The organism is Streptomyces sp. JLBT605 (genome assembly GCF_058215555.1).
In genome coordinates this window covers 3,295,293-3,321,324 of the sequence record NZ_CM177087.1, presented here as the reverse complement: position 1 = coordinate 3,321,324, position 26,032 = coordinate 3,295,293, and the positions used below count along the sequence as shown (strand labels likewise).

Sequence of the window (26,032 nt, the reverse complement as noted above, 5' to 3'; positions counted from 1 at the left end):
GAGTCGTCTTCGTGGAGTCGTGTACGGGCGAGCGGCCGCACCGCACCGCGTCAGTGCGCCAGTTCGCAGCGCGGTTCGGGGCCGCCGGGGGTGCGGGACGCCGCGTCCAGCTCGGCCCGGGCCTGCTCGGCCTGGACCAGCTGGGCGCCGACCTGCTCCCGTATCCCCTGCAGGCGGGCGATGCAGTCGTCGAGTTCGGCGAGCTTGCGCCGGTAGACGTCGAGCGAGGCCGGGCAGGCGTCCCCCGCCGGATGGCCGGCGCGCAGGCACTCCACGAAGGGCCGGGTCTCCTCCAGGCCGAAGCCGAATGCCTGGAGCGTCCTGATCTCCCGGACCAGCCGCAGGTCCTCCTCGTCATAGGCGCGGTAGCCGTTTCCGGCGCGGCGCGCCGGGAGGAGCCCCAGGGATTCGTAGTAGCGCAGGGTGCGTGTGGTCGTCCCGGTCCGCTTGGCCAGCTCTCCGATCCGCATGGCTTCGACCGTAGACCTTGACGTCGGGGTGAAGGCCAGTGGCGGCGGCGACCCGATCCGCGCCTCCCGCGGCCCGCGTCGAGGCCCGGGCGAATTGGGGTGAGCCGCCGGAACCGGGCCCGTAGGGTGCGCTCATGACGCCTGATGACGACTTCGCCCAGCTGCTGCCCGAGACCCGGCGCGCCCTGTGGCACCGCATCGCGGTCGCCCAGTCCGAGGGCCGCACCCCCTCACTGGTGGGCGCGGTCGTGCGAGACGGGCGGCCGGTGTGGACCGGGGCGCGCACTTGCGTGGACGGCCACGCTCCGGACGGGGACACCCAGTACCGCATCGGGTCGCTGACCAAGGTGTTCGTGGCGGTGCTGGTGATGCGGCTGCGGGACGAGGGCCTGCTGGATCTCGCCGACCCGCTCGGCAAGCATCTGACGCTCGGGCACGCGGGCACGGACGCGAGTGCGGGCACGGGCGCGGGCCGGGGGACGGACGCGGGCACGGGCATGGGCGCGGGCCGGGGGACGGACGCGGGCGCGGGCATGGGCGCGGGGCTGGGCGCCGCCGAGGCCGCCGAGGTCACCATCGCCCAGCTCCTGACGCACACCTCCGGGCTGGCCGCCGAGGCGCGCGGGCCGTGGTGGGAGCGGACGCCGGGGGAGCTGCGCCCGGAGCGGGGCGACCTGCTGGGCGAGCGGCCGTGGCCGCATCCGGCCGGCCGGCGGTTCCACTACTCCAACCCCGGCTTCGCGCTGCTCGGCGCGCTGGTGGAGGAGGTGCGCGGCGCCCCGTGGGGGGAGGTGCTGCGGCGCGAGGTGCTGGAGCCGCTGGGCATGACCCGCACCACCTTGGAACCGCAGGCTCCGCACGCTGGTGGATGGGCGGTGCACCCCTGGGCGGACGTGATGATGCCCGAACCAGCTGTCGATACCGGCCTCATGGGCCCGGCCGGTCAGCTGTGGTCGACCGCCGATGACCTGGGCCGATGGGCCGCCTTCCTGCTCGACGGAGACGAGCGGGTGCTGGCGCCCGCCACCCTGGCCGAGATGCGGACGCCGACCGCCGTGCCGCAGCCCGGCGACCCGGCCGGCGGGTGGGGGCTGGGCATCCAGCTCACCCGGGACGGCGAGCGGGCGCTGTTCGGCCACGGCGGATCGATGCCCGGCTTCCTGGCCCAGCTGTGGATCAGCGCGGAGGACCGGTTGGCCGCGATCGTGCTGTCCAACGCCACCTCCGGGCCGGCGGTCGGCGCCACCGCCGCCGACCTGGTGCGCATCGTGGCCGAACGTGAGCCGCGCGTTCCCGAGCCCTGGCGGCCGCTGCCCGAGGTGGATCCGGAGCTGCTGGCGCTGACCGGCCCCTGGTACTGGGGTACCACCCCGTATCTGCTGCGGCTGGCCGCTGACCGGGCCCTGGAGCTGACTCCGCTGCGCGGGCCCAGCCAGCGGGCCGCGCGTTTCCGTGCCGAGGCGGACGGCACCTGGACCGGGCTGAGCGGCTACTACGCGGGGGAGACGCTGCGGGTGGTGCCCGGCGCGGGTGGCCATGGCGGCGCGGACACCCATCTGGATGTGGGCACCTTCGTCTTCACCCGGCAGCCCTACGAGCCGGGTGACGTGGTGCCCGGGGGTATCGACCCGGAGGGCTGGCGCGGTCTGTGACGGACGGCATCGGACGGCATCGGACGACGCAGGAAATCGGACTTATCTGATCCGCTTATCCCCCGCTCCTCCGGCCCGCTCTCCGTCGTTAGAATCGGAAGTCCCGACCCGCTTGGAAAATACGGAATGTGCGGCCCGGTTACCCAGGTGACGGCACGCTCCGTCGAGGAGGCACGCAGGTGACGGATGTGAACGAGACGCTGCGCGCCGACGCCAGGCGGAACCGGACGCGGGTGCTGGAAGCGGCTCGATCCGCCTTCACCACACAGGGTCTGACGGCCTCTCTGGGCGAGGTCGCGCGACGGGCCGGGGTCGGCGCGGGCACCGTCTACCGTCATTTCCCCTCCAAGGAGCTGCTGTTCAGGGCCGTGGTGGAGGGGGCGGTGCGGCAATTCACCGACGAGGCCGTCCGGTTGGCGCAGTCGCCCGACGCGGAAGGCGCGTTCTTCGGGTTCCTGCACGGAGTTGTGGCCGCGGCCGGCGGCGACAAGGCGCTCCGGGAAGCCTTCGGCGCGCTCGCGGAGGCGCCGTACGCGGAGTGCGCCACGGCCGGCACGGACTTCGACCAGGCGCTGGGCGAGCTTCTGACGAATGCTCAGCGAGCGGGCGCCGTACGGCAGGATGTGGATACCGCCGATATCCGGGCGCTGCTGGCCGGCGCGATGCTCATGGAGCGGTGCCGGTCCGCGGCCGGTGGGCCCGGGCGGGCCATCGCGATCATCTGTGACGGGCTTCGGGCCCGCGAATCCAGCCCGGCGGCGCCGCTTCCGCCGCAGCAGGCAGTTGTCACGAAACCCCGTGCGCGGCGTACCGGGGGTAACGGAACGTCGCTCGGCGACCGTAACGAAACCAGGTCCTGGCACTGTGAGGTCTGCGGTGCTCCGATGCGGCCGGCCCGCACCGGCCGGCCGCCCCGCTTCTGCGGATCCGCCTGCCGTCAGAAGGCGCACCGCAGGCGGGCCCGGCAGGACGTCGCCGCACCCTCCTCGGCGGATTGAGCGCGCCCGCTCGCCCCGCCGGCCTCGGCTGTCCTCCGGGCCGGCCGTGTTGTGGCCCTCAGCCCAGCTGGAGCTTGAAGCCCAGGTGGGAGGCGGTGAAGCCGAGCCGCTCGTAGAAGCGGTGGGCATCGACGCGGGTCGCGTCCGAAGTGAGCTGGACCAGTTGGCACCCCTCGCGGCGTGACGCGTCGATGGCCCACTCGATCAGCTGGGTGCCCAGCCCGGAGCCCCGTTCGTCGCTGTGGACGCGGACGCCCTCGATGATCGAGCGAGTGGCCCCGCGACGCGACAGTCCGGGGACGACGGTGAGCTGCAGGGTGCCGACGACGCGGCCCTCGCGGACCGCGACCACCACGTGCTGGTTCGGATCGCGGTCCAGTCGCGCGAAGGCCGTCTGGTACGGCGTGAGGTCATCCGGTGATTCGCGGCGCGACCCGAGCGGGTCGTCGGCCAGCATCGCCACGATGGCGGGGATGTCCGCGGGGGCGGCCGGGCGTATGTCGAAGTCGCTCATGATCGGCAGCCTAGGGGGTGTCCGACGGGTCTCCTCTCCCACGGCGACCCATCGGACACCCCCTGGGGGGTGTCCTCTAGCGCTGTGCGGTGCCGGACTCCAGCGCTTCGACGGCGGCGACCAGCGGCGCCAGCTCGGGCCGCTTCGCGGCTTCCTCCAGCGCCTCGCGGACGGCCGTCTCGTTGGTCGGCCGGGCCTCCTCCAGCAGCTGGAGGCCGTCGGCGCTGACGTCGGTGTAGATGCCCCGGCGGTCGGTGGGGCAGATGTAGCGGGTCAGCAGACCGCGGTCCTCCAGCCTGCTGACCAGTCGGGTGGTCGCGCTCTGGCTGAGGACCACGGCATCGGCCAGCTGGTTCATCTGGAGGTGGCCGCCGTCGCCGTCGTGCTGGTAGCTGAGCACGTCCAGCACCGAGAACTCGCGGACGCTCAGACCGTGCGCGGCCTGCAGGGCGCGTTCCACATGGCTCTCGATCCGCCCGTGCAGCGAGGACAGGGCGCACCAGCCGCGAGCGAGGGTCGGGGGCGCGGGCCGGGGGCCGACGGGCGGGTCGGCGGCATGGCTTCCGCCGGCCGGGCGCGACGGGCTCGGCGGGTGCGGCGCGGATCGTCCCATGGGGTCCCTCCTTCGGTGCCGTCGGCGCGGCACTGCCCAGGATAGAGCAGCAGCGAAATAGACGGCGCTTGCATATATAGCGCGTCTGCAACTATTGTCAGTGACGTAAAGCCGCCCCCGCAATCAACTGAGGGACCCCGACATGCCTCTCGCCCTTCTGGCGCTCGCCATCGGCGCCTTCGGGATCGGCACCACCGAGTTCGTGATCATGGGGCTGCTGCCCGAGGTCGCGGCCGACTTCGACGTGTCCATTCCGACCGCCGGGTACGCCACCACCGGCTATGCCCTGGGCGTGGCTGTCGGCGCCCCGCTGCTGACCGTGCTCGGCACCCGCTTCACCCGCAAGCAGATGCTGCTGATGCTCATGGGGGTGTTCATCGCGGGCAACCTGCTCTCCGCGGTCGCCCCCGCCTTCGGGGTGCTGCTCGCCGGCCGGGTGCTCGCCTCCTTCGCGCACGGCGCGTTCTTCGGCATCGGCTCGGTCGTCGCCGCCGACCTCGTCGCCCCCGACAAGCGGGCCGGGGCCATCGCGACCATGTTCACCGGGCTGACCGTCGCCAACGTCGTCGGCGTCCCCATGGGCACCTGGATCGGCCAGACCTTCGGCTGGCGCGCCACCTTCTACGTGGTCGCCGGACTCGGCGCGATCGGCCTCGCCGGGATCGCCGCCCTGGTCCCGGCGCAGCCCGGACCGGCCGCCGCCCGCCTCGGCCGCGAGCTGGCCGCCTTCCGCAACCCCCAGGTGTGGCTGGCGATGACCATGACCGTGCTCGGCTTCGGCGGAGTCTTCGCCGCCATCACCTACATCACGCCGATGATGGCCGACGCCGCCGGTTACGCGGAGTCCTCCGTCACCTGGCTCCAGGTGCTCTTCGGCCTGGGCATGGTCGTCGGCAACCTCATCGGCGGGCGCTACGCGGACCGCTTCCTGATGCCGCTGCTCTTCAGCACCCTCGGCGCGCTGGCCGTCACGCTCGGCCTGTTCTCCTTCACCGCGTACGACAAGGTGGCCGCGGCCGTCACCATCACCCTGATCGGCGCCCTCGGATTCGCCTCCGTACCGCCGCTGCAGAAGCGGGTCATGGACCAGGCGCCGAACGCCCCCACCCTCGCCTCGGCGGCCAACATCGGGGCCTTCAACCTCGGCAACGCCCTCGCCGCCTGGCTCGGCGGACTGGTCATCGCCGGCGGCCTGGGCTACACCGCCACCAACTGGGTCGGCGCCCTGATGGCCGCCGCGGCTCTCGGCACCGCCGTCGTCTCGGTGACCCTGGAGCGTCGCACGGTGCGCACCAGTCGCGTCGTCGCCACGGGCGGCACCCCGGCGCCGGTCGACCAATCGGTGTCCTCCGCCCGCTGACCTCGCCCCGCGCCCGATGCGCGGCACCCCTCACCCACCCGGCAGCCCCAGCGCTCCGGTGCCCCGATCCCGACCCGGCACCGGAGCGCTTTGGTGTCCGCGCGTGGGCGTTCGCGCGGGGCGGTTCGCGCAGCGGCGTTCCCGGCGTCCCATTCCCCTGGAGAAAGAAGCCGGGACGCCTCGACCTCTCCCGTTGCGCGGGATCTTCGGCTCCTCCTCCTCGCCCGGGGAAAAGCGCGTACGCCTACGCTCTTGATTCATGACGAGACTGCACCTGTTCGACCTCGATGGAACGCTCATTCATGGATCCGCCGCCGCCATCGAGATCTCGCGGCAGCTGGGTGTGGAGCGCGAGATAGACGACCTCGAGCGGGCCTTCGCGCGGGGTGAACTGGTACCGGACCAGTTCGCGATACGGGCCTGTGCGCTGTGGAGCGAGCTGACCGAGGAGCAGGTTTCGGCGGCCTTCGAAGGAGCGCCGTGGCTGTCGGGCATCCGGGAGGTCTGGGCGGACATCCGAGCACGTGGCGAGCGGTGCGCGGTGATCTCCCTCTCACCGGGCTTCTTCGTGGAGCGGCTGCTGGACTGGGGAGCGGACGCCGCCCATGGGTCGCGCTGGCCCGCGGTGCCATTCCGCGAGCCGGTGGATCCGGCGGGCATTCTCAACGCGACCGCGAAGGTGCGGATCGCCGACGAACTCTGCGCGAATTACGGCCTCACCAGAGCCGACGTCGTGGCGTACGGGGACTCGATGTCAGACGCCGAACTGTTCGCCGTGGCGGCCACATCGGTCGCGGTCAACGCCGATCACCATGTGAGCGGAATCGCCTCCTACGCATATACCGGGAAGGATCTGCGCGAGGCATACGAATTGGTCGGTAACCGCAGGTAATTACCGGCATTGCCGGGTGTAAGGGGCCATTCGGTTCGGGGGTTGTGCAAATCACGACGCCCGGTAGGGTCGACCCCGGTCACGCGCCGGGACGCCGGCGCGCCGCCGCATCGGCCAACCCAGCCTAACGGGACAAGACCTCTCGTTACGCGGACTTCCGGCTATTTGTCCGTTGCCGACGGACTGATGGCAAGCTGCACGGCAGGACCGCGGCCGGGCGCCGGCCGGACGGGACCGCAGCGACACGAATGGAACGGAACGGGGAATGACAGGCACGTCCCACTTCGGGTGTGCCAGGACCGACAGAGAGATGTTCGAGGCGAGGGAACCATGGACGCTCCGACCACCACGTCGTCTGCCGAGGGTGGCGACCCCGGCGGCAACAGCGGCGATTGGGGATGGTTCACCCCGGGCAAGAAGGGCGCGGAGCACACCGACCGGCAACCGGCGGCGCAGGGTGAGGGGCCCGTACCCAGCCGGCAGGTGAGCCGGATACGGCCGGTCGGAACCGGTGCCGACCGCCGTACGGCCGCGCCGGCGTCCCCGTCCCCCGCGGTCCAGGAGCGCCCGGCCCCGGCCCCGGCCGCCCCGTCGCCCGCGGTTCAGGAGCGCCCGGCGACGGCCCCGGCTCCGGATCTGGCCCCGGATCCTGTGCCCGGTCCCTCGACGCCCGCTGCCGCGGAAGCCCGGCAACAGACGTCCGTGCCCCGGCAGTGGGAGCGGCCGAACGCCGGGCAGCCCGATCTCTCCGTGCCCTCGCTGTACCGCATGGAGCATCAGCGGACCGCCGAGCCGGGGCCGGAGACGGATGTCCCCCGCCGCCCCGCGCCCGGTCAAGGCGCTGTCGACGCCGGTCCGGCCGCCGCCACCTCCTGGCCTGAGGTGCCGCAGGCCGGATCGGCGCCCGGCCCGGCCGGCAGCGGTGCCCAGCGTGTGGAGCCCGTCCCGGCCGCAAGCGGCGCGCCGGGTGTGGAGCCCGGTCCGGGGTTCGCGGCGCGGCGCGAGACCGCGGCGCGGGAGGAGACCGAGACGGCCTCGCCCTCCGGGGCCGCCGATTCCTTCACCGCCGCCGCCCCGGCCCCGACCCCCGCCGCTGCCCCAGCCGCTGCCGCCGCCCCGGCCTCAGCGCCCGCCCAGGCTTCGGCCCCCGCCCCGGCCTCCGCCCCCGCGCGCCTGGCCGATCCGGCTCCGCCGCGCGTCGACGGGCTGAGACCGGACGCCGCTCAGCACCCCACTCGGATATCCGCGCGAGCCCCTGCCTCCGCCCCGGCGCCGGCCCAAGCTTCGGCCCCCGCCCAAGCTTCGGCCCCCGCACCCGCTTCGGCACCCGCCGCTGCCTCCGCCTCCGCCCCCTCACGCGCACGCGCCTACGTCGACGAGCCGTCCCCGGACGCGGTGCTGATCCGCCGCACGATGGCCGAGATCGAGCCCATCGCCGACAAGGTCACCTCGTACTTCTACGCGCTGCTCTTCCTCCAGAACCCCGAGTTGCGGGCGCTGTTCCCCGCCTCCATGGACGCCCAGCGCGACCGGCTGTTCAAGGCGCTGCTCACCGCCGCCCAGCATGTCGACGACGCGGACATCCTCACCGCGTATCTCGCCAATCTCGGCCGTGGACACCGCAAGTACGGCACCCAGCCCGAGCACTACCCGGCCGTCGGGGAGTGCCTCATCGGCGCCCTCACCCGCTACGCCACGGAGAGCTGGGACGCGGAGACCGAGGCGGCCTGGGTGCGGGCGTACACCGCGATCTCGCAGATCATGATCGACGCGGCCGCCGAGGACGAACTGCGCGCCCCCGCCTGGTGGCAGGCCGAGGTCGTCGCGCATGAGCGGCGCACCCCGGACATCGCCGTGGTGACCGTCCGCCCGGACCAGCCCTATCCGTTTCTCGCCGGGCAGTACACCAGCCTGGAGACCCCCTGGTGGCCGCGCGTCTGGCGGCACTACTCCTTCGCGTCCGCTCCCCGGCCGGACGGGCTGCTCTCCTTCCACATCAAGGCGGTTCCGGCGGGCTGGGTCTCCAGCGCACTGGTGAACCGCGCCCGCCCCGGCGACGTCCTCCGGCTCGGCCCGCCCGCCGGCTCCATGACGGTCGACCACAAGACCGACAACGGTCTGCTCTGTCTCGGCGGTGGCACCGGCATCGCGCCGATCAAGGCGCTGGTGGAGGACGTCGCCGAGCACGGCCGGACCCGCCCGGTGGAGGTCTTCTACGGCGCCCGCAGCGACCATGACCTCTATGACATGGAGACCATGCTGGGCCTGGAGCGGGCGCACCCCTGGCTCTCGGTGCGCCCGGTGGTCTCGGACGGGCCCACCAACGGGCTGAGCGGACAACTTCCGGACGCCGTACGGCAGTACGGCCCGTGGAACACCTATGACGCGTATCTCTCCGGGCCGCCCGGGATGATCCGCAGCAGCGTGGACGCGCTGGTGGGCGTCGGTGTTCCCAGCCACCGCATCCGCCACGACTCGATCGAAGAGCTGGTCGCGGCCGGGCGCTAGCCCCGTCGCGCAAGGAAGCGAAGATCTCAAGGCCCGGACTGGGGACGAGGACTGTGGACAACAGCGCGACGGCGGCGGTGACGGCGATGGCGACCGAGAGGCGCCCGGGCAGCGACGGCGAGCACGCGCTCCAGCACCGGCTGGGCACGGCCGAGCGCGCCGACCGGTTCTACGACGAGCAGGTGCTGGACCATCTCAACGTCCGGATGCGCGAGTTCCTGGCGCGCCAGGAGATGTTCTTCCTGGCCACCGCCGACCGGCACGGTCACTGCGACAGCACCTTCCGCGCCGGGCCGCCGGGATTCCTGCGCGTCTTCGACGACCGTACGCTCGCCTACCCCGAATACCGGGGGAACGGCGTCCTGGCCAGCCTCGGCAACATCGAGGAGAACCCCCAGGTCGGCATCCTCGTGATCGACTTCCTCCGGGACCGGATCGGGCTGCACGTCAACGGCCGTGCCCGGCTGGTGGAGGACGCGGAGATGCGCGCGGCCCGGCCGGGGCTGCCGGTCGATCCGGTGCCCGGCCGCCGTGCGGTGATGTGGGTCGAGGTGACCGTCGACGAGGCGTACATCCACTGCGCCAAGCACATTCCACGGCTGGCGAAGGTGCCCCCGCAGCCGCGCTCCGCGGCGCGCGACCGCGCCCAGGCGCTCGCCGCCAGTGAACAGACCGGGCCTCAGACCGGGCCTCAGACCAGGCCGCAGGTCGCCGAGCAGGCCGGTGCTCCGCACCTGGATCCGGACCGCGACTGGGGGACGGACGACGTCAAGCGGAAGGGCGGCGACTTCTTCGGCGCGGCCGCCGAGGCGAGTGGCCGGGTCCCGCGGAGGGTCCGGCCGGTGGCTCGGCAGGCGCCGTCCGACCCGGGGCGTTGGCGGCGGGAGGCGGAGCGCGCGCTGGCCAGGGCACGGCAGCGGGACGAGCAGGCGGCGCAGCCGTTCAGCGGCTGGTTCGGCTAGGCCAGGCGCGGCGGACGCGGCCAGCCACGGCGGACGCGGCCAGGGCGCGGCGGATGCGCCGCGCGGTCAGGGGCGGCGCCGGCTGGTCTCCGCCAGGCCCGCTCCACGGCGCGCGCCCTTCACACGCCGTGGCCGAAGTCGTCCGCGAGCAGCGCCAGCACCCCTTCCACGTTGGCGTCGAGATAGGCGCGCAGCGACGGCGGCACCACCTCCACCGAGGCGATGCCCTTGCGGGTGAAGGGGATACGCACCACTTCGTACTCCCCGCACGGCTCGTCCACCTCGGGGCCGTGCCGCCGGGACAGGTCCATCGAGGCCAGCCGGCAGACGAAGAAGTGCTGCACCTTCACCCCCTCCCCGACGGCGGCATCCGCACCCGCCGCTCCGGGCGGCGCGGGCTCGCGGTGCGGGACGGTGTCGACGAAGGCGGGCACCACCTGGCTGACCGTGGCACCCAACTCCTCGTCGACCTCGCGGTACAGGGCGTCGACGACCGAGGCGTCGTCGGGCTCCATGCCACCGCCCGGAGTGATCCAGTACGGCGCCTCGCCCGGCTTGGTCCGCTTGATCAGGATCATCTCCGGCTCGCTGCCGGCGTCGGTGCCGCCGGTGAGCAGGATGGCGCGAGCGGTGCGCTTGACCACAGGTCGATCGGTCATAGGTGACATCTGCCGCACCTGGAGCTGGCCGAAACCCGTCTACGCGCGGCGAACCTGGCCGGCCGCCTCGTCCAGCGCCCGCAGCACATCCGCGATCAGGTCGTCCGGGTCCTCGGCGCCGGCGGAGAAGCGGATGAAGCCTTCCGGAACCGCGTCGCCGCCCCAGCGCGCGCGGCGCTCCGCCGTGGAGCGGACCCCGCCGAAGCTCGTCGCGTCGTCCACCAGCCGCAGTGCGCCCAGGAAGCGCTGTGCGTGTGCTCTGTCCGGAAGGGCGAAGGAGACCACGCAGCCGAACCGCCCGCCGCGCATCTGCGCCGCCGCGACGGCGTGCGCCGGATCGTCGGCCAGGCCGGGGTGGCGCAGCCCGGTCACCTCGGGGCGGTCGCGCAGCGCCTCGGCGAGGGCCAGCGCGTTCGCGGCCTGCCGGTCGACGCGCAGCTGGAGGGTGGCCAGTGAGCGGTGCGCCAGCCAGGCCTCCATCGGGCCGGGGATGGCGCCCACGATCTTGCGCCACGCCCTGACCCGGGCGGCCAGTTCCGGGTCGCGGGTGGCGGCGTAGCCCAGCAGGACGTCCCCGTGGCCGGTGAGGGCCTTGGTGCCGCTGGCCACCGCGAAGTCGGCGCCCAGCTCCAGTGGACGCTGACCGAGCGGGGTGGCCAGGGTGTTGTCGACCGCGACCAGGGCGCCGTGGTCGTGGGCGGCGGCGGTGAGGCGCCGGATGTCGCACACGTCGAGCCCGGGATTGGACGGCGACTCGATCCACAGCAGCTTGGCGCCGTCGAGCACGCTCAGTTGGGCGTCGCCCGCGGTGGGTGCGGTGCGCACCTCGACGCCGTAGTCCGTCAGCCGCTCGCGCAGGCCGACGAGGAGGTTGTAGCCGTCGTCCGGGAGCACCACCGCGTCGCCCGCCCGGACCTGGGAGAGGAGCACCGCGGAGATGGCACCCATGCCGGAGGCGAAGATCACCGTCTCGGCCTCGGTGCCGGGGGACTCCAGTTCGCCGATGGCCCGCTCCAGCAGCGACCAGGTGGGGTTGGTGTCGCGGCCGTAGGTGAAGGCGCCGGTGGTGGGGTCGGCGTCGCCCGGCAGGTGGTAGTGCGCGGCGAAGACCGGACCGGGCAGGGTGGGCTGGTAGGGCTCGGGCTCGGGCAGCCCGGCCCGTACCGCTCGCGTTCCGTCGCCAGGGTTCACGGCGCTCCTCCCGGTCGCCCGCCCGGAGCCGGCCGGGGCGGGTCAGTCCTTGTCGTCGGGCAGCATGACATGGAGGGCCCAGGCCACGATGGCGATGATCAGGCCGCCGACCACGGCGGTGCCGAAGCCCTCGACGTGGAAGGTGAGGTCGAACTTCCCGGCCAGCCAGGAGGTCAGCAGCAGCATCAGCGCGTTGATGACCAGGGTGATCAGGCCGAGGGTCAGGATGAACAGGGGAAGCGACAGCAGCTTCACGACCGGCTTGACGATGGTGTTGACCACGCCGAAGAGGAGCGTGACCAGTATCAGGGTGAGCGCCTTGTCACCGACACCGCCGGACAGCGTGATGTCCTTCAGCAGCCAGATGGCGACCGCCAGGGCCCCCGCGTTCGCGAGCGTCTTGACTACGAAATTCTTCATGCTGAGATCGTGGCAGACCCATGCGGCCGATCAAGGGGCGAGGAGAAGATGAAGGCGTTCCGACTGGATGAGCTGGAAGCGGAGCGCGCCGCGAACGACGGCGCATACCTGCAGTTCCTGCGTGAACGGAATATGTCGGTGGGCCTGTACGCGCTGGACGCGGGCGCGATCGACCCGCAGCGCCCACACGACCAGGACGAGGTGTACCTGGTGGTGAGCGGCCGGGCCTCCATCACGGTGGGGATGGAGACGACCCAGGTGGGGCGGGGCAGTGTGGTGTACGTGCCGGCCGGGGTGGCGCACAAGTTCCATCACATCAGCGAGGACCTGCGGGTGATGGTGGTCTTCTCTCCGCCGGAGGGCTGAGGGCCTTGAGCCCCGGACCCATCCGGAGAGCGGAGATCCGTCCCCGGAACCCGTAAGGGACAGGTCAGGGGAGGACGGGGGGCGTGCGGCCGCCCATCCGGCGCTGCGCGCCCTAGCATCGAAAGTGCGAGGGGGAGCGAGAGAACGAAGACCTGATCCAGGCAGAAAGCAGGGACCGACAGTGGCCGCGAAGAACATATTCCAGGGCTTGCCGTGGTGGGTGACGTGGATCGCCGTGCCGGTCCTCGTCCTCGCGGTCTTCGGCGGCCTGATCCTCACCGTCGTCGGCTTCGTCGCCTGGCTGGCGTTCCGGGTTCTGCTGCTGGTGGCGCTGGTTGGCGGTTTGATCTATGCCGTACGGAAATTCACCTCTTCATCGTCTTCGTCCCGAGGTGACTGGTAATCGTAAGCAGCGTCCGTCATGGGGGTACGCCGCGTGAGGGACATGGCGCACCCATCCTCCGCCTGAAGGCATTACTCCGGTTAAAGTGCGAGTCCCCGGCGCCCCTCCTCGTCTCGAAGGATCGGCGCCTGCCCTCGCAAACACACCCCGGGGGTGCCTGTTGGCGACAGCGAAGGCGGGTGCGGCCTGCGAGCCGACCCTGATCAGCTCGGTGCAGCGTGCGCTGCACCTCCTGGAAGCGGCGGGCGCTCATCGTGGCGGCGCTCCGGCCAAGCAACTCGCCCGCGAGACGGGCCTGCCGCTGCCCACCGCCTACCACCTGCTGCGCACCCTGACCCATGAGGGCTATCTGCGCCGCGAGCACGGCGTGTTCGTGCTCGGCGAGGCCGCGACACGGCTGGGCCGGGCCGGTGACCGGGAGCGGCAGCGCGCCGAGATGGCCGACACGCTCGCCCTGCTCGCCGCCGAGCTCGACGTCGCGGTGTATTTCTCCATCTACCGGGAAGGCGAAGTCGAGGTGCTCGCGGTGGCCGAGGGACCTCAGTCGCCCGTCGTTGAGGAATGGGCCGATTTCCGCAGCACCGCGCATGCGCATGCGATCGGTCAGTGCCTGCTCGGGCAGCTCGACGAGCAGGCCCGGGAAGATCATCTGTCCCGGCATCCGGTCCAGGCCATCACCCCGTACTCGGTGCGGGACGCGGGGGAACTCCGGCGGCGGCTGAACGGCCGCTGCCGTGCACAACCGGTGTTCGAATGCCAGGAGTACGCGCTGGGCACGGCCTGCGGCGCGTTCCCGGTCGCGGCGGGCCCGACGGCGGCCACTCTGGCGATTTCGGTACCGTGCGCTGAAGCGGAACGACTCCGTACTGCGACGGATTCGCTACGCTCCAGGGTCAGTCAGGTCATCAGCTCTCTCTCGTTCTCTATCAGTATCTGAAAACCCACTCCTTGTGATCCGCTAGACGATGGCGGACCATATTGTCAAGAAGGCCAGAGGGTTCAAACCTGGCCATTCCCAATCGATTCGGGGCGGCGAACGATGCGAGACATGCGCGACACAGTCCAGGCGGAAGTGACGATGTCCTTCGTGGTCTCCACGGACCTGTCCTTCCGCATCCCGGTCGAGCTGGCGTACGACAGCAATGATCCGTACGCCGTCGAAATCACCTTCCACCTGCCCGGCGACGCACCTGTGACCTGGGCATTCGCCCGTGAACTGCTTCTCGACGGGCTCAGCCGGCCCGCCGGGGAGGGCGATGTCCACATCGCCCCCACCAACCCTGAAGGCAGTCCCGACGTCTTCATCCGACTGCAAGTCGGCGGTGAACGCGCCCTGTTCCGGGCCGGTGCCGCCCCGCTGGTCGCCTTCCTGGACCGCACCGATCGCCTGGTGCCGTTCGGCGAGGAGCGGGATGCCGGCGATCCGGTCGCCGACCTCGACGCGGAGCTGGACCGGATCCTCGCCAAGGACCGGTTCGCGGGCTGATCAGCTCCGGCCGCGGCCCCTCGGCTTCGCCCGGCGCCGGCGCCCCCGGCCGCCGGCGCCGGCCCGGCCACCCTCCGCCGGTGCCCGGTCGGCCGAGACGACCAGCGCGGCCAGTGCGGTGGTCACCGGCACCGAGGCGACCAACCCGATGCTGCCCACCAGGGTGCGGACGATCTCCGCGGCGACGATCTCGCTCGTCGCTACCGTGCCCACCCCGCTGTCCGCGATCGTGAACAGCAAAAGCAGCGGCAGGGACGCGCCCGCATATGCCAGTACCAGCGTGTTCACCACCGAGGCGATGTGATCTCGCCCGATCCGCATCGCAGCCGCATACAGTTTGCGCCAACCCGCCGTGGGGTCGGCGTCCTTGAGTTCCCACACCGCGGAGGTCTGTGTCACCGTCACGTCGTCCAGCACACCCAGCGAACCGATGATCACGCCCGCCAGCAGCAGACCCTCGATCTCGATGTCCGGATAGAGCCCGTGCACCAGGCCCGTCTGGTCGTCGGTGTTGCCGGTCAGGCTCGCCCACGCGATGAACACCGAGCCGAGCAGCCCGATCAGCAGCAGCGAGATCAGCGTGCCCAGCACCGCCACCGAGGTCCGCGCGTTGAGCCCATGGCACATATAGAGCGCGATCAGCATGATCGCGCTGCCTCCGATCACCGCGACCACCAGCGGATTTTCGCCCTGCAGGATCGCCGGCAGGATGAACTGCGTCAGCACCCCGAAGCTGATCGCCAGCGCCACCAGCGCGAACACCCCGCGGAGCCGTCCCACGACCACCACGGCCGCCGCGAACAGCCCGGCCAGCACCGCCATGGGGAAGCCCCGGTCCACATCGCTGACCGAGTACTGGAGGTTCTTCGGCGCCTTGGGCGCGTACGCCAGCTTCAGTTTCTGACCCGTCGAGTAGTGGCGGGAGGCGTCCGGCCGCACGATCTCCTCGAAGCGGCGGCCCTTGTCCTTGCCGGAGGTCACCTCGATCGTCGTCCGCTCACACGGCTCGCCGCCTCCCTCGGCGGGCGCCGTCTGGCTCTCCCCGGGCGCCGGCTGCTGCGGCTGGGCATTGACGTCCGCGCAGTCGACCTCCTCGATCCGCACCACCCGGCCGGAGACGGTGTCCTGGTCGAAGCCCAGGCCGCTGCGTTCCCCGCCCTTCCCCTCGGGCGCGCCGCCGGGCCACAGCACGATCAGCCCGACCGCCACCGCCGCGGCGAACGGGATCAGCACGGCCGCGATGACCTTGCGCAGATGGGCGGAGACCGGTGTGGCGGGCCCGTGCGCGTGTCCGTGGCTGTGGCCGTGCTGGTGCGCGTTCCCGTGCGAGGGGTCGGGTGGCGGTCCATCGGATGTCGGGGTCACCGACCGATCATCGCAAGAGAGCCGATCCCCGCAAGGGAAGCGGGGGCCTCTGTTCAGCAGGCCGGGGGAACCGCTAGCCTCGTGGCACCTTTGCAATCGCGGGAGCTCGGAGCACCGGGCTGAGAGGACGCTGACCTCCGTCACACGGACCGCCGGGCGATACCGGCATTCCGGACACGGACACCGCTGCGTCGACCGCTGAACCTGTTACCGGGTAATGCCGGCGTAGGGAGTAGGTCTGATGACCGTTCAGGATGCACACACGCCTGCCGCCAGCGGCGATGAGCAGCGGATCGGCTGGCACAAGGACTATGTGACCGGATCCCGCCCGGACCTGCGGGTCCCGGTGCGGCGCGTGCACCTCACCAATGGCCAGGACGTGCGGCTGTACGACACCTCCGGCCCGTACACCGACCCCGCCGTCGAGACGGACGTGCGGCGCGGCCTGCCGCCGCTCCGGGAGAACTGGATCGTCGGGCGCGGCGACACCGAGGAGTACGCCGGGCGCCCGCTGCGCCCGGAGGACGACGGAATCAAGCACACCGCGCCGCGCGGCGGGCTGAAGAACCTCGACGCGGTCTTCCCCGGCCGCCCCCGGCTCCCCCGCCGGGGCCGTGACGGGGCCGCGGTCACCCAGTTGGCGTATGCGCGGCGTGGCGAGATCACCGCCGAGATGGAGTACGTCGCGCTCCGCGAGAACGTCTCCCCCGAGGTGGTCCGCGAGGAGATCGCCGCGGGCCGCGCGGTGCTTCCGGCCAACGTCAACCACCCGGAGATCGAGCCGATGATCATCGGCAAGAAGTTCCTGGTGAAGGTGAACGCCAACATCGGCAACTCCGCCGTCACCTCCTCCATCGAGGAGGAGGTGGAGAAGATGACCTGGGCCACCCGCTGGGGCGCGGACACGGTCATGGACCTGTCCACCGGCCGCAACATCCACACCACCCGCGAGTGGGTGCTGCGCAACTCCCCCGTCCCCATCGGCACCGTCCCCCTCTACCAGGCCCTGGAGAAGGTGGACGGCAAGGCCGAGGAGCTGACCTGGGAGATCTACAAGGACACCGTCATCGAGCAGGCCGAGCAGGGCGTCGACTACATGACCGTCCACGCCGGCGTGCTGCTGCGGTACGTGCCGCTCACCGCCCGGCGCAAGACCGGCATCGTCTCCCGCGGCGGCTCGATCATGGCCGCCTGGTGCCTGGCGCACCACAAGGAGAGCTTCCTCTACGAGAACTTCGAAGAGCTCTGCGAGATCCTCGCCGCCTACGACGTGACGTACTCGCTCGGCGACGGGCTGCGCCCCGGCTCCATCGCGGACGCCAACGACGAGGCGCAGTTCGCCGAGCTCAAGACCCTGGGCGAGCTCAACACGATCGCCAAGCGGCACAACGTGCAGACCATGATCGAGGGCCCCGGGCACGTCCCGATGCACAAGATCAAGGAGAACATCGACCTCCAGCAGGAGATCTGCGAGGAGGCCCCGTTCTACACGCTCGGCCCCCTCACCACCGACGTCGCGCCCGCCTACGACCACATCACCTCCGGCATCGGCGCCGCGATGATCGCCTGGTGGGGCACCGCGATGCTCTGCTACGTCACCCCCAAGGAGCACCTGGGGCTGCCCGACCGCGACGACGTCAAGACCGGCGTCATCACCTACAAGATCGCCGCACACGCCGCGGATCTGGCCAAGGGCCACCCGGGCGCCCAGGAATGGGACGACGCCCTCTCCGACGCCCGCTTCGAATTCCGCTGGGAGGACCAGTTCAACCTGGCCCTCGACCCGGACACCGCCCGGGATTTCCACGACGAGACGCTTCCGGCCGAGCCGGCGAAGACCGCCCACTTCTGCTCGATGTGCGGTCCGAAGTTCTGCTCGATGAAGATCTCTCAGGACATCCGGCGGCGGCATGGCGGCGAGTTGGACGACATCGAGGCCGGTATGGCCGAGAAGTCCCGCGAATTCGCGGAGGCGGGCAATCGCGTCTATCTGCCGATCGCGGACTGATCGAGCACGACGCCGCGGGCCGGGCCGGGAATGACACGCATCGCTCGTGTCATTCCGCCGGGTGTTCCGGCCCGCCGTAGTCGGGGCTGGTGAAGTCCGGGCTGGTGAAGCTCGGGCGGGTGCTGGGGGCGTCGCGCTCGGTGCTGAAGCCGGGCCGGCTGTAGCCCAGCTGGGGGGTGCGGCCGGCGGGCTGTGGCCCGTGCGGGGCGGGGGAGCCGGTGGCGCTGGTCAGCGGGGCCGCGGGATCGGCGAGGGCCTCGCGGAGAAAGGGCAGCACCCCGCGCTCCAGGAGCGCCTGCCGCCAGGCCTCTCTGGCCTGGGCGACCTCCTCGATGCGCTGCCGGCCGACCGGGTCGGGCTCGGCGGCGGAATCGTTGCGCAGGGCGGTGATCAGCAGGCCGACGGCAGCGAGCAGGATGCCGGCGGCGGTGAGCACGGTGAAGAGCCAGCCTGCGGTGATCATCGGTTGGGCGATGGACGGCACCGGGTCGACCATCCGCAGCCCGTAGCCCACCAGCAGGAAGATCAGCGCGGCGGTCCCGGCGAGCACCGGGGCCAGCACGGCGAGGATCGCCACCAGGCCGGCACCGGTGGTGTCATCCATGGCGCTGACGGCGGTCTCCCCCGTGGCGGGGTCCTCGGACGACGCGGCGGACGACGACGCAGACGTAGCGCGCGAGGCGGCCGGGGCAGCGGAGGCGTCCGAGGCAGACGGGGTGGCCGACGCGCCCGAGGCGGCGGCGTCGGAGGGCTCGCGGCGCGGCGGTGGCTCGCGCAGCTGATCGCGCGCGGTGACGAATTGCTGGTATTCGGCGGCCGCGCACGCCGATATCGCGGCCGAGGCATTGAGCGCCATGGTGCGCAGCTGCTCGGCGTTGAGCCGCTGCCCCATGGCGGCGAGTTCCGGGTGGCGGTCCGCGTCGCGCAGCGCCTCGTCGAGGACTCGCTCGAATTCCGGACGGTCCTCGATCAGCAGGTGCGGAGCGCTGTTCATGTGCATCCCCCGATGCTCCGTAGGGCCTACACCGGGCAGTGCGGCGGAAACGGAGGAGAGCCTGCTACGGATAAGCCGATGGTAGAGCGGATCCGGCGCGGGGTGACAGAGTGTGTCCCGAATTCACTCCGGTTCGCTCCGGCCGAATGAACTGCCTACCTGCCCAAGCGGCTGCCCGCTGAATCCTCATCCAGCCAGGGGGAGTTGGCAGACCAGCAGCTTTCCGGCCATCGTGACGCCGCCGTCCATGGCGATGGCGAGGTCGTCCGCGTAGACGTGCGGCCCGTCCACCGAGGGCGCGCCGCCGTCCTCGCCGTCCTCCGAGCCGACCTCGCCCAGCAGGTACGGGATGGGGCTGTGCCCGTGCACGATGCGCCGCCCACCGTAGGTCTCGAGCAGCTCGCGCACGGCCGGCGGGCCCGCTTCCTCGTCGCGGAAGGCGAAGCGCTTGGTGAACTTGCGGAACAGGTCCCAGCACTCGTCGGCGTCGCTGCGCTGGAGCGCCTCGGTCACCGCGTCGTTGACCGCCTCGATCGAGTCGCCGTACTCCAGGTAGGCGGTGGTGTCGGAGTGCACCAGCAGGTGCCCGTCCTCCTCGGCCATCGCGTCCAGCCGGGACATCCACTGCAGGTGGTGGTCCTCCAGCCGCTCCATGTCGGTGCGCTGCCCGCCGTTGAGCAGCCAGGCGGCCTGGAAGGAGGCGGTGCCGGCGCCGGAGTTGACCGGGGTGTCGCCGAAGCGCTTGGCGCCGATCAGCAGCAGCTCGTGATTGCCCATCAGGGCCTTGCAGTATCCGCCGGCCGCGGCGGCCTGGGCGGACAGCTGCATCACCAGGTCGATGACGCCGATGCCGTCCGGACCGCGGTCGGTGAAGTCGCCGAGGAACCACAGCCGGGTGTTGCCCGCGGACCAGTTTCCGTCCGCGTCGATGAGCCCTTCGGCGGCGAGCGCCGCGCGCAGCTCGTCGTGGTAGCCGTGGACGTCGCCGACGACGTAGAGCGGGCCGGGGCCCTCGGGCTCGGCGGCCGCGCGGGCCGGGTCGGGCACCGGGTGGAGCGTCACGGTGGGCCGGTCGGGTGTGGTGACGAGCGGGCGGTCGATCAGGGTGTGGCCGGGGCCCATGGCCGGCAGGCTGTGCTCGGTCGGGGTGTACTCCGGGACGTCCGGGCGGGCGGGCGGCTGGGTGGACGTGGTCGCGGGCGTGGGGGTCGCGTAGGGGCGCGGGCGCACGGGCGGAGCCACGGGCGTGGGCGCGGCGTACGCGGGTACGGGCGGCACCGCCGCCGTGGTCCGTGCCGTGGGTCCCAGACCGGCCCCCTGAGTCATCGACCCCTCCACCATCGCGCCGCCGTGCACCTTGTGGACCGTGCCTGGTCGAGGGCGGTCCACGGTGTCATCCGCCCATCATAGGAATGACTCTCACGGCTTGTGTCGCACCAGGGTGCCGTCAATCGGGGCCAGGCTCCACTCTCCTGGGCTTTTCTCCCGAATTGACCTGGTAGGAGTCCGGCGCGGGTGGTCAATCACGCAGGCGTCTTCCGGTCACCCGCGGGTGGGACCCCGTGGCGGGCTGACCGTGGTGCGGTGCGGCCGGCGCTGGGAGGACGTCCGCACCATCAGCTCGGTCGGTATCACCTGTTCGACCGGACCGGTGGGCGCGTGGCCCTCGATGGCGTCGATCAGCAGTTGGACGACGGCGGTGCCGATGCGGCGGGGCTTGAGCGAGAGGGTGGTGATCGGGGGGTCGGTGGCGGAGTAGACCGCGGACTCGCTGCAGCACACCAGCAGCAGATCGTCCGGGACGCGCAGGCCGTAGCGCCGGGCGGCGGCGAGCAGGTCGGTGCCGTTGGGGTCGAAGAGTCCGTAGACGGCGTCGGGGCGGTCCGGGCGGGCCAGCAGCCGGTCGGCGGCGACCGCCCCGGCGCACGGGTCGTGGGCGGGGTACTCCTCGTACACCGGGTCCTGGCCGACCCGCTTGCACCAGTCGAGGTACGCGGACGTGGACAGCCGGGTGTAGGTGTCGGTGCTGGTGCCGGTCAGCAGCCCGATGCGGCGGGCGCCGGCCTCGGCGAGATGGTCGAGCAGGCCGACCACCGCGGCCTCGTGGTCGTTGTCGACCCAGGCCGTGACCGGCAGGGTGCCGGCCGGGCGGCCGTCGCTGACCACGGGGATGCCCTGGCGGAGCAGCTCGGTGACGACCGGATCCTGGTCGGAGGGGTCGATGACCACGGTGCCGTCGAGCGCCACGTTGGACCACACGTCGTGGCGGGAGGTGGCGGGGAGGATGACGAGCGCATAGCCGCGGGCGAGGGCGGCGGAGGTCGCGGCCCGTGCCATTTCGGCGAAGTAGGCGAACTCGGTGAAGGTGAAAGGTTCATCCCCGTAGGTGGTCACGGTCAGGCCGATGAGCCCCGACTTGCCGGTACGGAGGGTGCGGGCGGCCGCGGACGGGCGGTAGCCCAGCCGGTCGGCGACCTCGCGGACGTGGCGGCGGGTGGCTTCCGGTAGTCGGCCCTTGCCGTTGAGCGCGTCGGAGACAGTCGTGATCGATACCCCGGCTGCGGCGGCCACGTCCCTGATGCCCGCTCGCCCCAACCGGCGGCCGGTCGACCCGCTCACCTGGTGCTTACCTGCTGCTGTCATGGCGAGCCGATAGTAGGGCTCAGATGCCACGTCTGCGGGGTCCCACGAATGGCGGTCCGAAGGCACGATTCTGCAAGAGATGACCCCCCAATTCGCCTTGGAAACCAAGGCAGTTGAGGGAGCGGGTGCGCCTCTGTAGGCCCCTGGCATATCTACGCCTGCTGATTGGTTCAGGTTTCGAAGAGGTCTCAACTCACCTGCACGAGGGATGCGCGCTACGGCGCCCGCCACCAGCGCACGGATCTCTCCTCTGCGCCCCCCGGGGCTCGACCGGGCTCCGCCGGGAGACCTCGCGGGGTGCGGCCGGGGCCCGCGGTCGAGTGCGGGTGTGGTCGCCGGGCCCGTCCCGCCCGGACCCCCGGGCCCGTCCCGCCCGGACCCCCGGGCCCGGCCCGGGCCGGAGATCTTCAGCGGTTCGGACAGCGCTCTCGGTGAACTCACTCCTTACGGCAGCCGGGGCAATCCTCATAAGGTGTGGAGTATTGATGAGCCCGGACGGTCGAGGAGGACCCGCGGTGTCTGAGAAGAGCCCCAAGCTGCGTGCTGCGCTGGACGGCATCCCCACGTACAAGCCCGGGAAACCCGCCGCCGCGGGCGGGCCGGTCGCCTTCAAGCTGTCCTCCAACGAGAACCCGTACCCGCCGCTGCCGGGCGTGCTGGAGAGCGCCACCCGCGCCGCCGGGGCGTTCAACCGCTACCCCGACATGGCGTGTACCGGGCTGATGGCGGAGCTGTCCGAGCGCTTCGAGGTGCCCATCGGCCACCTCGCCACCGGCACCGGCTCGGTCGGCGTCGCGCAGCAGCTGGTGCAGGCGACCTCCGGCCCGGGCGACGAGGTGATGTACGCCTGGCGCTCCTTCGAGGCGTACCCGATCATCACCCAGGTCTCCGGCGCCACCTCGGTGCAGGTGCCGCTGGACGAGGGGGAGACGCACGACCTGGACGCGATGGCCGCCGCCATCACCGACCGGACCCGGCTGATCTTCGTCTGCAACCCCAACAACCCCACCGGCACCGTGGTGCGCCGCGCCGAGCTGGAGCGGTTCCTGGACCGGGTGCCGTCCGACGTCCTGGTGGTGCTGGACGAGGCCTACAAGGAGTTCATCCGCGACCCGCAGGTCCCGGACGGCATCGAGCTCTACCGCGACCGGCCGAACGTCTGCGTGCTGCGCACCTTCTCCAAGGCGTACGGCCTGGCCGGGCTGCGGGTCGGCTTCGCCGTGGCGCACGAGCCGGTGGCGGCGGCGCTGCGCAAGACCGCGGTGCCCTTCGGCGTGAGCCAGCTGGCGCAGGACGCGGCGGTCGCCTCGCTGCGCAGCGAGGACGCGCTGCGGGAGCGGGTCGAGACGCTGGTGGCCGAGCGGACCCGGGTGTACGAGGCGCTGGTCGCCCAGGGGTGGACGGTGCCGGTGTCGCAGGCGAACTTCGTCTGGATGCGGCTGGGGGACCGCACCCAGGACTTCGCGGCGGCCTGCGAGAAGGCGGGCGTGATCGTCCGGCCGTACGGGAACGAGGGCGTGCGGACGACCATCGGCGAGGTGGAGGCCAACGATCTGTTCCTGCGGGCGGCGGAGGAGTTCCGCAAGGCCCTGTGACCCCCGCCGGCGTGACACCGGCGCCCTGCGCGTGATCGCACGGCGCCCGCGAGGTGACGCCTGACCGCGTGACGCCCGACCTCTCAGCCTCTCATGCGTGACTGATTCCGCCCCCTGCCACCCCGGTGACAGGGGGCGTTGTCGTGTGCTCCATAATTGCTTGTGAATGTGAACGCGTTCACAAGCGCGCACGCTTTATGTGCCTTTGTGAAGGGTTGAGCAACCGCGGTGGGGTCCGCGGCTGCCGCCGCGATGCGAGCACGACGGTAAGGAGAACGACGTGGACCTCGCTCTGGCGCCGGAGACACTGGCGCGCTGGCAGTTCGGGATTACGACCGTCTACCACTTCCTCTTCGTCCCGCTGACCATCAGCCTGGCCGCGTTCACCGCGGGCATGGAGACGGCGTGGGTCCGCACGGGCAAGGACAAGTACTTCCATGCCACGAAGTTCTGGGGAAAGCTCTTCCTGATCAACATCGCGATGGGGGTGGTCACCGGCATCGTGCAGGAGTTCCAGTTCGGCATGAACTGGTCGGATTACTCCCGCTTCGTCGGTGACGTCTTCGGCGCGCCCCTCGCGATGGAGGCGCTGATCGCCTTCTTCTTCGAGTCCACCTTCATCGGCCTGTGGATCTTCGGCTGGGACAAGCTGCCGAAGAAGCTGCACTGCGCCTGCATCTGGATCGTGGCCGCCGGGACGATCCTGTCCTCGTACTTCATCCTGGCCGCCAACTCCTGGATGCAGCACCCGGTCGGCTACACCCTCGACAAGGCCACCGGGAAGGCGCAGCTCACCGACTTCTGGGCGGTCCTGACCCAGAACACCACGCTGGTCGTGGTCTTCCACACCCTCACCGCGGCCTTCCTGACCGGTGCCGCCTTCGTCGTCGGCATCTCCTCCCTCCACCTGTGGCGGGCCAAGCGCGCCCAGGACAAGGGCGAGGAGTTCGACGTGCGGCGCCGCAAGCAGGTCGGCGCGATGCGCTCCTCACTCCGCGTCGGCCTGGTCGTGGCGGTGATCGCGGGGCTGGGGACCGCGATCAGCGGTGACGAGCTCGGCAAGGTGATGTTCGAGCAGCAGCCGATGAAGATGGCCGCCGCCGAGGCGCTGTGGGAGACGCAGGACCCGGCGCCCTTCTCGGTCTTCGCCGTCGGCGACGTCAGCGAGGGGCGCAACAGCGTCGAGCTGGAGATACCCGGGGTGCTCTCCTTCCTCGCGCACAACAACTTCTCCGACGCCGTCCCCGGTATCAACGACATCGCCGAGCGGGAGGCCGCGCGCTACGGCGGCGACCCCGAGGACTACATCCCCAGCATCTTCATGACCTTCTGGGGCTTCCGGCTGATGATCGGCTTCGGGATGACCTCCTTCGTCGCCGGGCTCGTCGGCCTGTGGACCACCCGCCGCAAGCGGTGGCTGGCGCCGGAGTTCCGCACCGGGGAGACCGAGGTGCCCCGGCTGATGCTGACCCGGAGCCGCGAGCTGAACCCGTTCCTCACCGCCTGGGCCTGGCGGCTCGGCATCCTCACCATGGGCTTCCCGCTGATCGCCAACTCCTTCGGCTGGATCTTCACCGAGATGGGCCGCCAGCCCTGGGTGGTCTACGGGCTGATGAAGACCGGCGACGCGGTCTCGCCGACCGTCAGCACCACCGAGGTGCTGATCTCGATGAGCGTCTTCACCCTGCTGTACGGGGTGCTCGCGGTCGTCGAGATCCGGCTGCTGGCCAAGTACGCCAAGGCCGGTCCCGATGTGGACGAGAAGCCGCCGGCCAAGGATCCCCGGCTCCGGCTGCCCCTCGGCGGGCCGGGCGGCGGACCTGGTGACGGGCCCGGTGGCGGGGCGGGCGCGGCCGGCTCCGGTGGTGCCGGCGAGGACGCCGACCGTCCGCTGACCTTCGCGTACTGACGGCAGGGAGAGCGTTAGCCATGCACCTTCACGACATCTGGTTCCTCCTCATCGCCGTCCTGTGGACCGGCTACTTCTTCCTCGAAGGCTTCGACTTCGGCATCGGCGTACTGACCAAGCTGCTGGCCAGGGACCGCACCGAGCGCCGGGTCCTGATCAACACCATCGGCCCGGTCTGGGACGGCAACGAGGTCTGGCTGCTCACCGCCGGCGGCGCGACCTTCGCCGCCTTCCCCGACTGGTACGCCACCTTGTTCAGCGGCTTCTACCTGCCGCTGCTGGCCGTCCTGGTCTGCCTCATCGTGCGCGGCGTCGCCTTCGAGTACCGGCACAAGCGCACCGAGGAGCGCTGGCAGCGCAACTGGGAACACGCGATCTTCTGGTGCTCGCTGATCCCCGCCTTCCTGTGGGGGGCGATCTTCGCGAACATCGTGCGGGGCGTGCCGATCGGTGCCGACGGGAACTACGCCGGGGACGTCGGCGACCTGCTCAACCCCTACGCGCTGCTCGGCGGCGTCACCACGCTGGTGCTGTTCACCTTCCACGGCGCGGTCTTCGCCGCGCTGAAGACGGTCGGCGACATCCGGGTGCGGGCGCGCCGGCTGGCCGGGCCGCTGGGGCTGGGCGCGGTGGCGCTGTCGGCGGCCTTCCTGGCCTGGACCCAGGCGGACAGCGGCAACGCACGCAGTCTGGTCGCGCTCGTCGTCGCGGTGGCCGCGCTGGCCGCGGCGTTGGCCATGAACGCGCGTGGCCGGGAGGGCTGGGCCTTCGCGCTCTCCGGAGTCGCCGTCGCGGCGGCGGTCGGCATGCTCTTCCTCGCGCTGTTCCCGGACGTGATGCCGTCCTCGTCGGACCCGCGGTGGAGCCTGACGGTCGACAACGCGGCGTCCAGCCCGTACGCGTTGAAGATCCTGACGTGGGTCGCGGGCTTCATGACCCCGCTCGTCATGGCCTACCAGGCGTGGACGTACTGGGTGTTCCGCAAGCGGATCGGCGTGCAGCACATCCCCACCGGACACTGAGG

Annotated in this window: 24 protein-coding genes; 14 read left to right on the top strand and 10 right to left on the bottom strand. The window is 71.5% G+C overall.

Annotated elements, in window-relative coordinates; genetic code table 11:
- Positions 1-50 precede the first annotated feature (50 nt).
- Positions 51-470: a MerR family transcriptional regulator gene (locus AC4BDD_RS14385; RefSeq protein ID WP_490691397.1), complete on the bottom strand. Its 420-nt coding sequence runs from the start codon at positions 468-470 to the stop codon at positions 51-53.
- 134 nt (positions 471-604) lie between these two features.
- Here AC4BDD_RS14385 and AC4BDD_RS14380 point away from each other — a divergent pair, with 134 nt between their 5' ends.
- Together AC4BDD_RS14380 and AC4BDD_RS14375 are read left to right on the top strand one after the other, a co-directional pair.
- Positions 605-2,122 carry a serine hydrolase domain-containing protein gene (locus AC4BDD_RS14380; RefSeq protein WP_490691396.1) on the top strand — a complete coding sequence of 506 codons (1,518 nt, stop codon included), beginning with the start codon at positions 605-607 and terminating at the stop codon, positions 2,120-2,122.
- A gap of 179 nt (positions 2,123-2,301) precedes the next feature.
- Positions 2,302-3,120, top strand: coding sequence for a TetR/AcrR family transcriptional regulator (locus tag AC4BDD_RS14375; protein WP_490691395.1), 819 nt, complete (start codon positions 2,302-2,304; stop codon positions 3,118-3,120).
- Positions 3,121-3,178: 58 nt separating this feature from the next.
- Here AC4BDD_RS14375 and AC4BDD_RS14370 read toward each other — a convergent pair whose 3' ends face one another.
- The gene (locus AC4BDD_RS14370; protein WP_490691394.1) at positions 3,179-3,634 is read right to left on the bottom strand and encodes a GNAT family N-acetyltransferase; all 456 of its coding nucleotides are present in this window, start codon (positions 3,632-3,634) and stop codon (positions 3,179-3,181) included.
- A gap of 76 nt (positions 3,635-3,710) precedes the next feature.
- Positions 3,711-4,247: a MarR family winged helix-turn-helix transcriptional regulator gene (locus AC4BDD_RS14365; RefSeq protein WP_490691393.1), complete on the bottom strand. Its 537-nt coding sequence runs from the start codon at positions 4,245-4,247 to the stop codon at positions 3,711-3,713.
- 142 nt (positions 4,248-4,389) lie between these two features.
- Between AC4BDD_RS14365 and AC4BDD_RS14360 the strand changes: the two genes are divergently transcribed.
- The 4 genes from AC4BDD_RS14360 to AC4BDD_RS14345 all read left to right on the top strand — a co-directional run bounded on the left by AC4BDD_RS14360 (position 4,390) and on the right by AC4BDD_RS14345 (position 9,969).
- On the top strand, positions 4,390-5,607 hold the full coding sequence (locus AC4BDD_RS14360) for an MFS transporter (protein WP_490691392.1): 1,218 nt from the start codon (positions 4,390-4,392) through the stop codon (positions 5,605-5,607).
- A gap of 259 nt (positions 5,608-5,866) precedes the next feature.
- A complete protein-coding gene (locus tag AC4BDD_RS14355; RefSeq protein ID WP_490691391.1) occupies positions 5,867-6,499 on the top strand; it encodes an HAD family hydrolase in 633 nt (210 codons plus the stop codon).
- A gap of 330 nt (positions 6,500-6,829) precedes the next feature.
- Positions 6,830-9,007, top strand: coding sequence for a globin domain-containing protein (locus tag AC4BDD_RS14350; protein ID WP_490691390.1), 2,178 nt, complete (start codon positions 6,830-6,832; stop codon positions 9,005-9,007).
- Between the two features lie 86 nt (positions 9,008-9,093).
- The gene (locus tag AC4BDD_RS14345; RefSeq protein WP_490691777.1) at positions 9,094-9,969 is read left to right on the top strand and encodes a pyridoxamine 5'-phosphate oxidase family protein; all 876 of its coding nucleotides are present in this window, start codon (positions 9,094-9,096) and stop codon (positions 9,967-9,969) included.
- A 119-nt stretch (positions 9,970-10,088) separates the two neighbouring features.
- Here the strand turns inward: AC4BDD_RS14345 and AC4BDD_RS14340 are convergent, their stop codons facing one another.
- Genes AC4BDD_RS14340 through AC4BDD_RS14330 form a run of 3 tightly spaced genes read right to left on the bottom strand, consistent with a single transcriptional unit; the run spans position 10,089 to position 12,239 of the window.
- On the bottom strand, positions 10,089-10,628 hold the full coding sequence (locus tag AC4BDD_RS14340) for an NUDIX domain-containing protein (protein WP_490691389.1): 540 nt from the start codon (positions 10,626-10,628) through the stop codon (positions 10,089-10,091).
- Positions 10,629-10,667: 39 nt separating this feature from the next.
- Positions 10,668-11,819, bottom strand: a complete 1,152-nt coding sequence (locus tag AC4BDD_RS14335; RefSeq protein ID WP_490691388.1) for a cystathionine gamma-lyase — start codon at positions 11,817-11,819, stop codon at positions 10,668-10,670.
- A 42-nt stretch (positions 11,820-11,861) separates the two neighbouring features.
- Positions 11,862-12,239 carry a phage holin family protein gene (locus AC4BDD_RS14330; RefSeq protein ID WP_490691387.1) on the bottom strand — a complete coding sequence of 126 codons (378 nt, stop codon included), beginning with the start codon at positions 12,237-12,239 and terminating at the stop codon, positions 11,862-11,864.
- Between the two features lie 48 nt (positions 12,240-12,287).
- Between AC4BDD_RS14330 and AC4BDD_RS14325 the strand changes: the two genes are divergently transcribed.
- The 4 genes from AC4BDD_RS14325 (at position 12,288) to AC4BDD_RS14310 (ending at position 14,494) form a co-directional block, all read left to right on the top strand.
- Positions 12,288-12,605 (top strand): cupin domain-containing protein, encoded by a 318-nt coding sequence (locus AC4BDD_RS14325; protein ID WP_490691386.1) that lies wholly within the window; start codon positions 12,288-12,290, stop codon positions 12,603-12,605.
- Between the two features lie 181 nt (positions 12,606-12,786).
- Positions 12,787-13,008, top strand: coding sequence for a DUF5326 family protein (locus tag AC4BDD_RS14320; protein ID WP_490691385.1), 222 nt, complete (start codon positions 12,787-12,789; stop codon positions 13,006-13,008).
- A gap of 160 nt (positions 13,009-13,168) precedes the next feature.
- Positions 13,169-13,945 (top strand): IclR family transcriptional regulator, encoded by a 777-nt coding sequence (locus AC4BDD_RS14315; protein WP_490691384.1) that lies wholly within the window; start codon positions 13,169-13,171, stop codon positions 13,943-13,945.
- 111 nt (positions 13,946-14,056) lie between these two features.
- Positions 14,057-14,494: an SsgA family sporulation/cell division regulator gene (locus tag AC4BDD_RS14310; RefSeq protein ID WP_490691383.1), complete on the top strand. Its 438-nt coding sequence runs from the start codon at positions 14,057-14,059 to the stop codon at positions 14,492-14,494.
- On the opposite strand, the gene AC4BDD_RS14305 is transcribed toward AC4BDD_RS14310, so the two are convergent.
- Positions 14,495-15,859 (bottom strand): YibE/F family protein, encoded by a 1,365-nt coding sequence (locus tag AC4BDD_RS14305; RefSeq protein ID WP_490691382.1) that lies wholly within the window; start codon positions 15,857-15,859, stop codon positions 14,495-14,497.
- Positions 15,860-16,100: 241 nt separating this feature from the next.
- Between AC4BDD_RS14305 and thiC the strand changes: the two genes are divergently transcribed.
- Complete coding sequence (gene thiC / locus AC4BDD_RS14300; protein WP_490691381.1) at positions 16,101-17,867, top strand: phosphomethylpyrimidine synthase ThiC; 1,767 nt, start codon at positions 16,101-16,103, stop codon at positions 17,865-17,867.
- Between the two features lie 49 nt (positions 17,868-17,916).
- Here thiC and AC4BDD_RS14295 read toward each other — a convergent pair whose 3' ends face one another.
- From AC4BDD_RS14295 to AC4BDD_RS14285, 3 genes are all read right to left on the bottom strand, one after another.
- Positions 17,917-18,867 carry a hypothetical protein gene (locus AC4BDD_RS14295; RefSeq protein ID WP_490691380.1) on the bottom strand — a complete coding sequence of 317 codons (951 nt, stop codon included), beginning with the start codon at positions 18,865-18,867 and terminating at the stop codon, positions 17,917-17,919.
- Positions 18,868-19,047: 180 nt separating this feature from the next.
- The gene (locus tag AC4BDD_RS14290) at positions 19,048-20,187 is read right to left on the bottom strand and encodes a metallophosphoesterase (RefSeq protein WP_490691379.1); all 1,140 of its coding nucleotides are present in this window, start codon (positions 20,185-20,187) and stop codon (positions 19,048-19,050) included.
- Positions 20,188-20,403: 216 nt separating this feature from the next.
- A complete protein-coding gene (locus AC4BDD_RS14285; RefSeq protein WP_490691378.1) occupies positions 20,404-21,504 on the bottom strand; it encodes a LacI family DNA-binding transcriptional regulator in 1,101 nt (366 codons plus the stop codon).
- 515 nt (positions 21,505-22,019) lie between these two features.
- Between AC4BDD_RS14285 and hisC the strand changes: the two genes are divergently transcribed.
- From hisC to cydB, 3 genes are all read left to right on the top strand, one after another.
- Positions 22,020-23,099 (top strand): histidinol-phosphate transaminase, encoded by a 1,080-nt coding sequence (hisC, locus tag AC4BDD_RS14280; protein WP_490691377.1) that lies wholly within the window; start codon positions 22,020-22,022, stop codon positions 23,097-23,099.
- Positions 23,100-23,379: 280 nt separating this feature from the next.
- Positions 23,380-25,008, top strand: coding sequence for a cytochrome ubiquinol oxidase subunit I (locus AC4BDD_RS14275; protein WP_490691376.1), 1,629 nt, complete (start codon positions 23,380-23,382; stop codon positions 25,006-25,008).
- 20 nt (positions 25,009-25,028) lie between these two features.
- Positions 25,029-26,030, top strand: a complete 1,002-nt coding sequence (cydB, locus tag AC4BDD_RS14270; RefSeq protein ID WP_490691375.1) for a cytochrome d ubiquinol oxidase subunit II — start codon at positions 25,029-25,031, stop codon at positions 26,028-26,030.
- Positions 26,031-26,032 lie beyond the last annotated feature (2 nt).

Excerpts from the sequence above, each read along its gene's own strand:
- AC4BDD_RS14385 (WP_490691397.1), bottom strand. The coding sequence starts at position 470 with ATGCGGATCGGAGAGCTGGCCAAGCGGACCGGGACGACCACACGCACC.
- AC4BDD_RS14380 (WP_490691396.1), top strand. The coding sequence starts at position 605 with ATGACGCCTGATGACGACTTCGCCCAGCTGCTGCCCGAGACCCGGCGC.
- AC4BDD_RS14370 (WP_490691394.1), bottom strand. The coding sequence starts at position 3,634 with ATGAGCGACTTCGACATACGCCCGGCCGCCCCCGCGGACATCCCCGCC.
- AC4BDD_RS14365 (WP_490691393.1), bottom strand. The coding sequence starts at position 4,247 with ATGGGACGATCCGCGCCGCACCCGCCGAGCCCGTCGCGCCCGGCCGGC.
- AC4BDD_RS14360 (WP_490691392.1), top strand. The coding sequence starts at position 4,390 with ATGCCTCTCGCCCTTCTGGCGCTCGCCATCGGCGCCTTCGGGATCGGC.
- AC4BDD_RS14355 (WP_490691391.1), top strand. The coding sequence starts at position 5,867 with ATGACGAGACTGCACCTGTTCGACCTCGATGGAACGCTCATTCATGGA.
- AC4BDD_RS14350 (WP_490691390.1), top strand. The coding sequence starts at position 6,830 with ATGGACGCTCCGACCACCACGTCGTCTGCCGAGGGTGGCGACCCCGGC.
- AC4BDD_RS14345 (WP_490691777.1), top strand. The coding sequence starts at position 9,094 with ATGGCGACCGAGAGGCGCCCGGGCAGCGACGGCGAGCACGCGCTCCAG.
- AC4BDD_RS14340 (WP_490691389.1), bottom strand. The coding sequence starts at position 10,628 with ATGACCGATCGACCTGTGGTCAAGCGCACCGCTCGCGCCATCCTGCTC.
- AC4BDD_RS14330 (WP_490691387.1), bottom strand. The coding sequence starts at position 12,239 with ATGAAGAATTTCGTAGTCAAGACGCTCGCGAACGCGGGGGCCCTGGCG.
- AC4BDD_RS14325 (WP_490691386.1), top strand. The coding sequence starts at position 12,288 with ATGAAGGCGTTCCGACTGGATGAGCTGGAAGCGGAGCGCGCCGCGAAC.
- AC4BDD_RS14310 (WP_490691383.1), top strand. The coding sequence starts at position 14,057 with ATGCGCGACACAGTCCAGGCGGAAGTGACGATGTCCTTCGTGGTCTCC.
- thiC (WP_490691381.1), top strand. The coding sequence starts at position 16,101 with ATGACCGTTCAGGATGCACACACGCCTGCCGCCAGCGGCGATGAGCAG.
- AC4BDD_RS14295 (WP_490691380.1), bottom strand. The coding sequence starts at position 18,867 with ATGCACATGAACAGCGCTCCGCACCTGCTGATCGAGGACCGTCCGGAA.
- AC4BDD_RS14290 (WP_490691379.1), bottom strand. The coding sequence starts at position 20,187 with ATGACTCAGGGGGCCGGTCTGGGACCCACGGCACGGACCACGGCGGCG.
- AC4BDD_RS14285 (WP_490691378.1), bottom strand. The coding sequence starts at position 21,504 with ATGACAGCAGCAGGTAAGCACCAGGTGAGCGGGTCGACCGGCCGCCGG.
- cydB (WP_490691375.1), top strand. The coding sequence starts at position 25,029 with ATGCACCTTCACGACATCTGGTTCCTCCTCATCGCCGTCCTGTGGACC.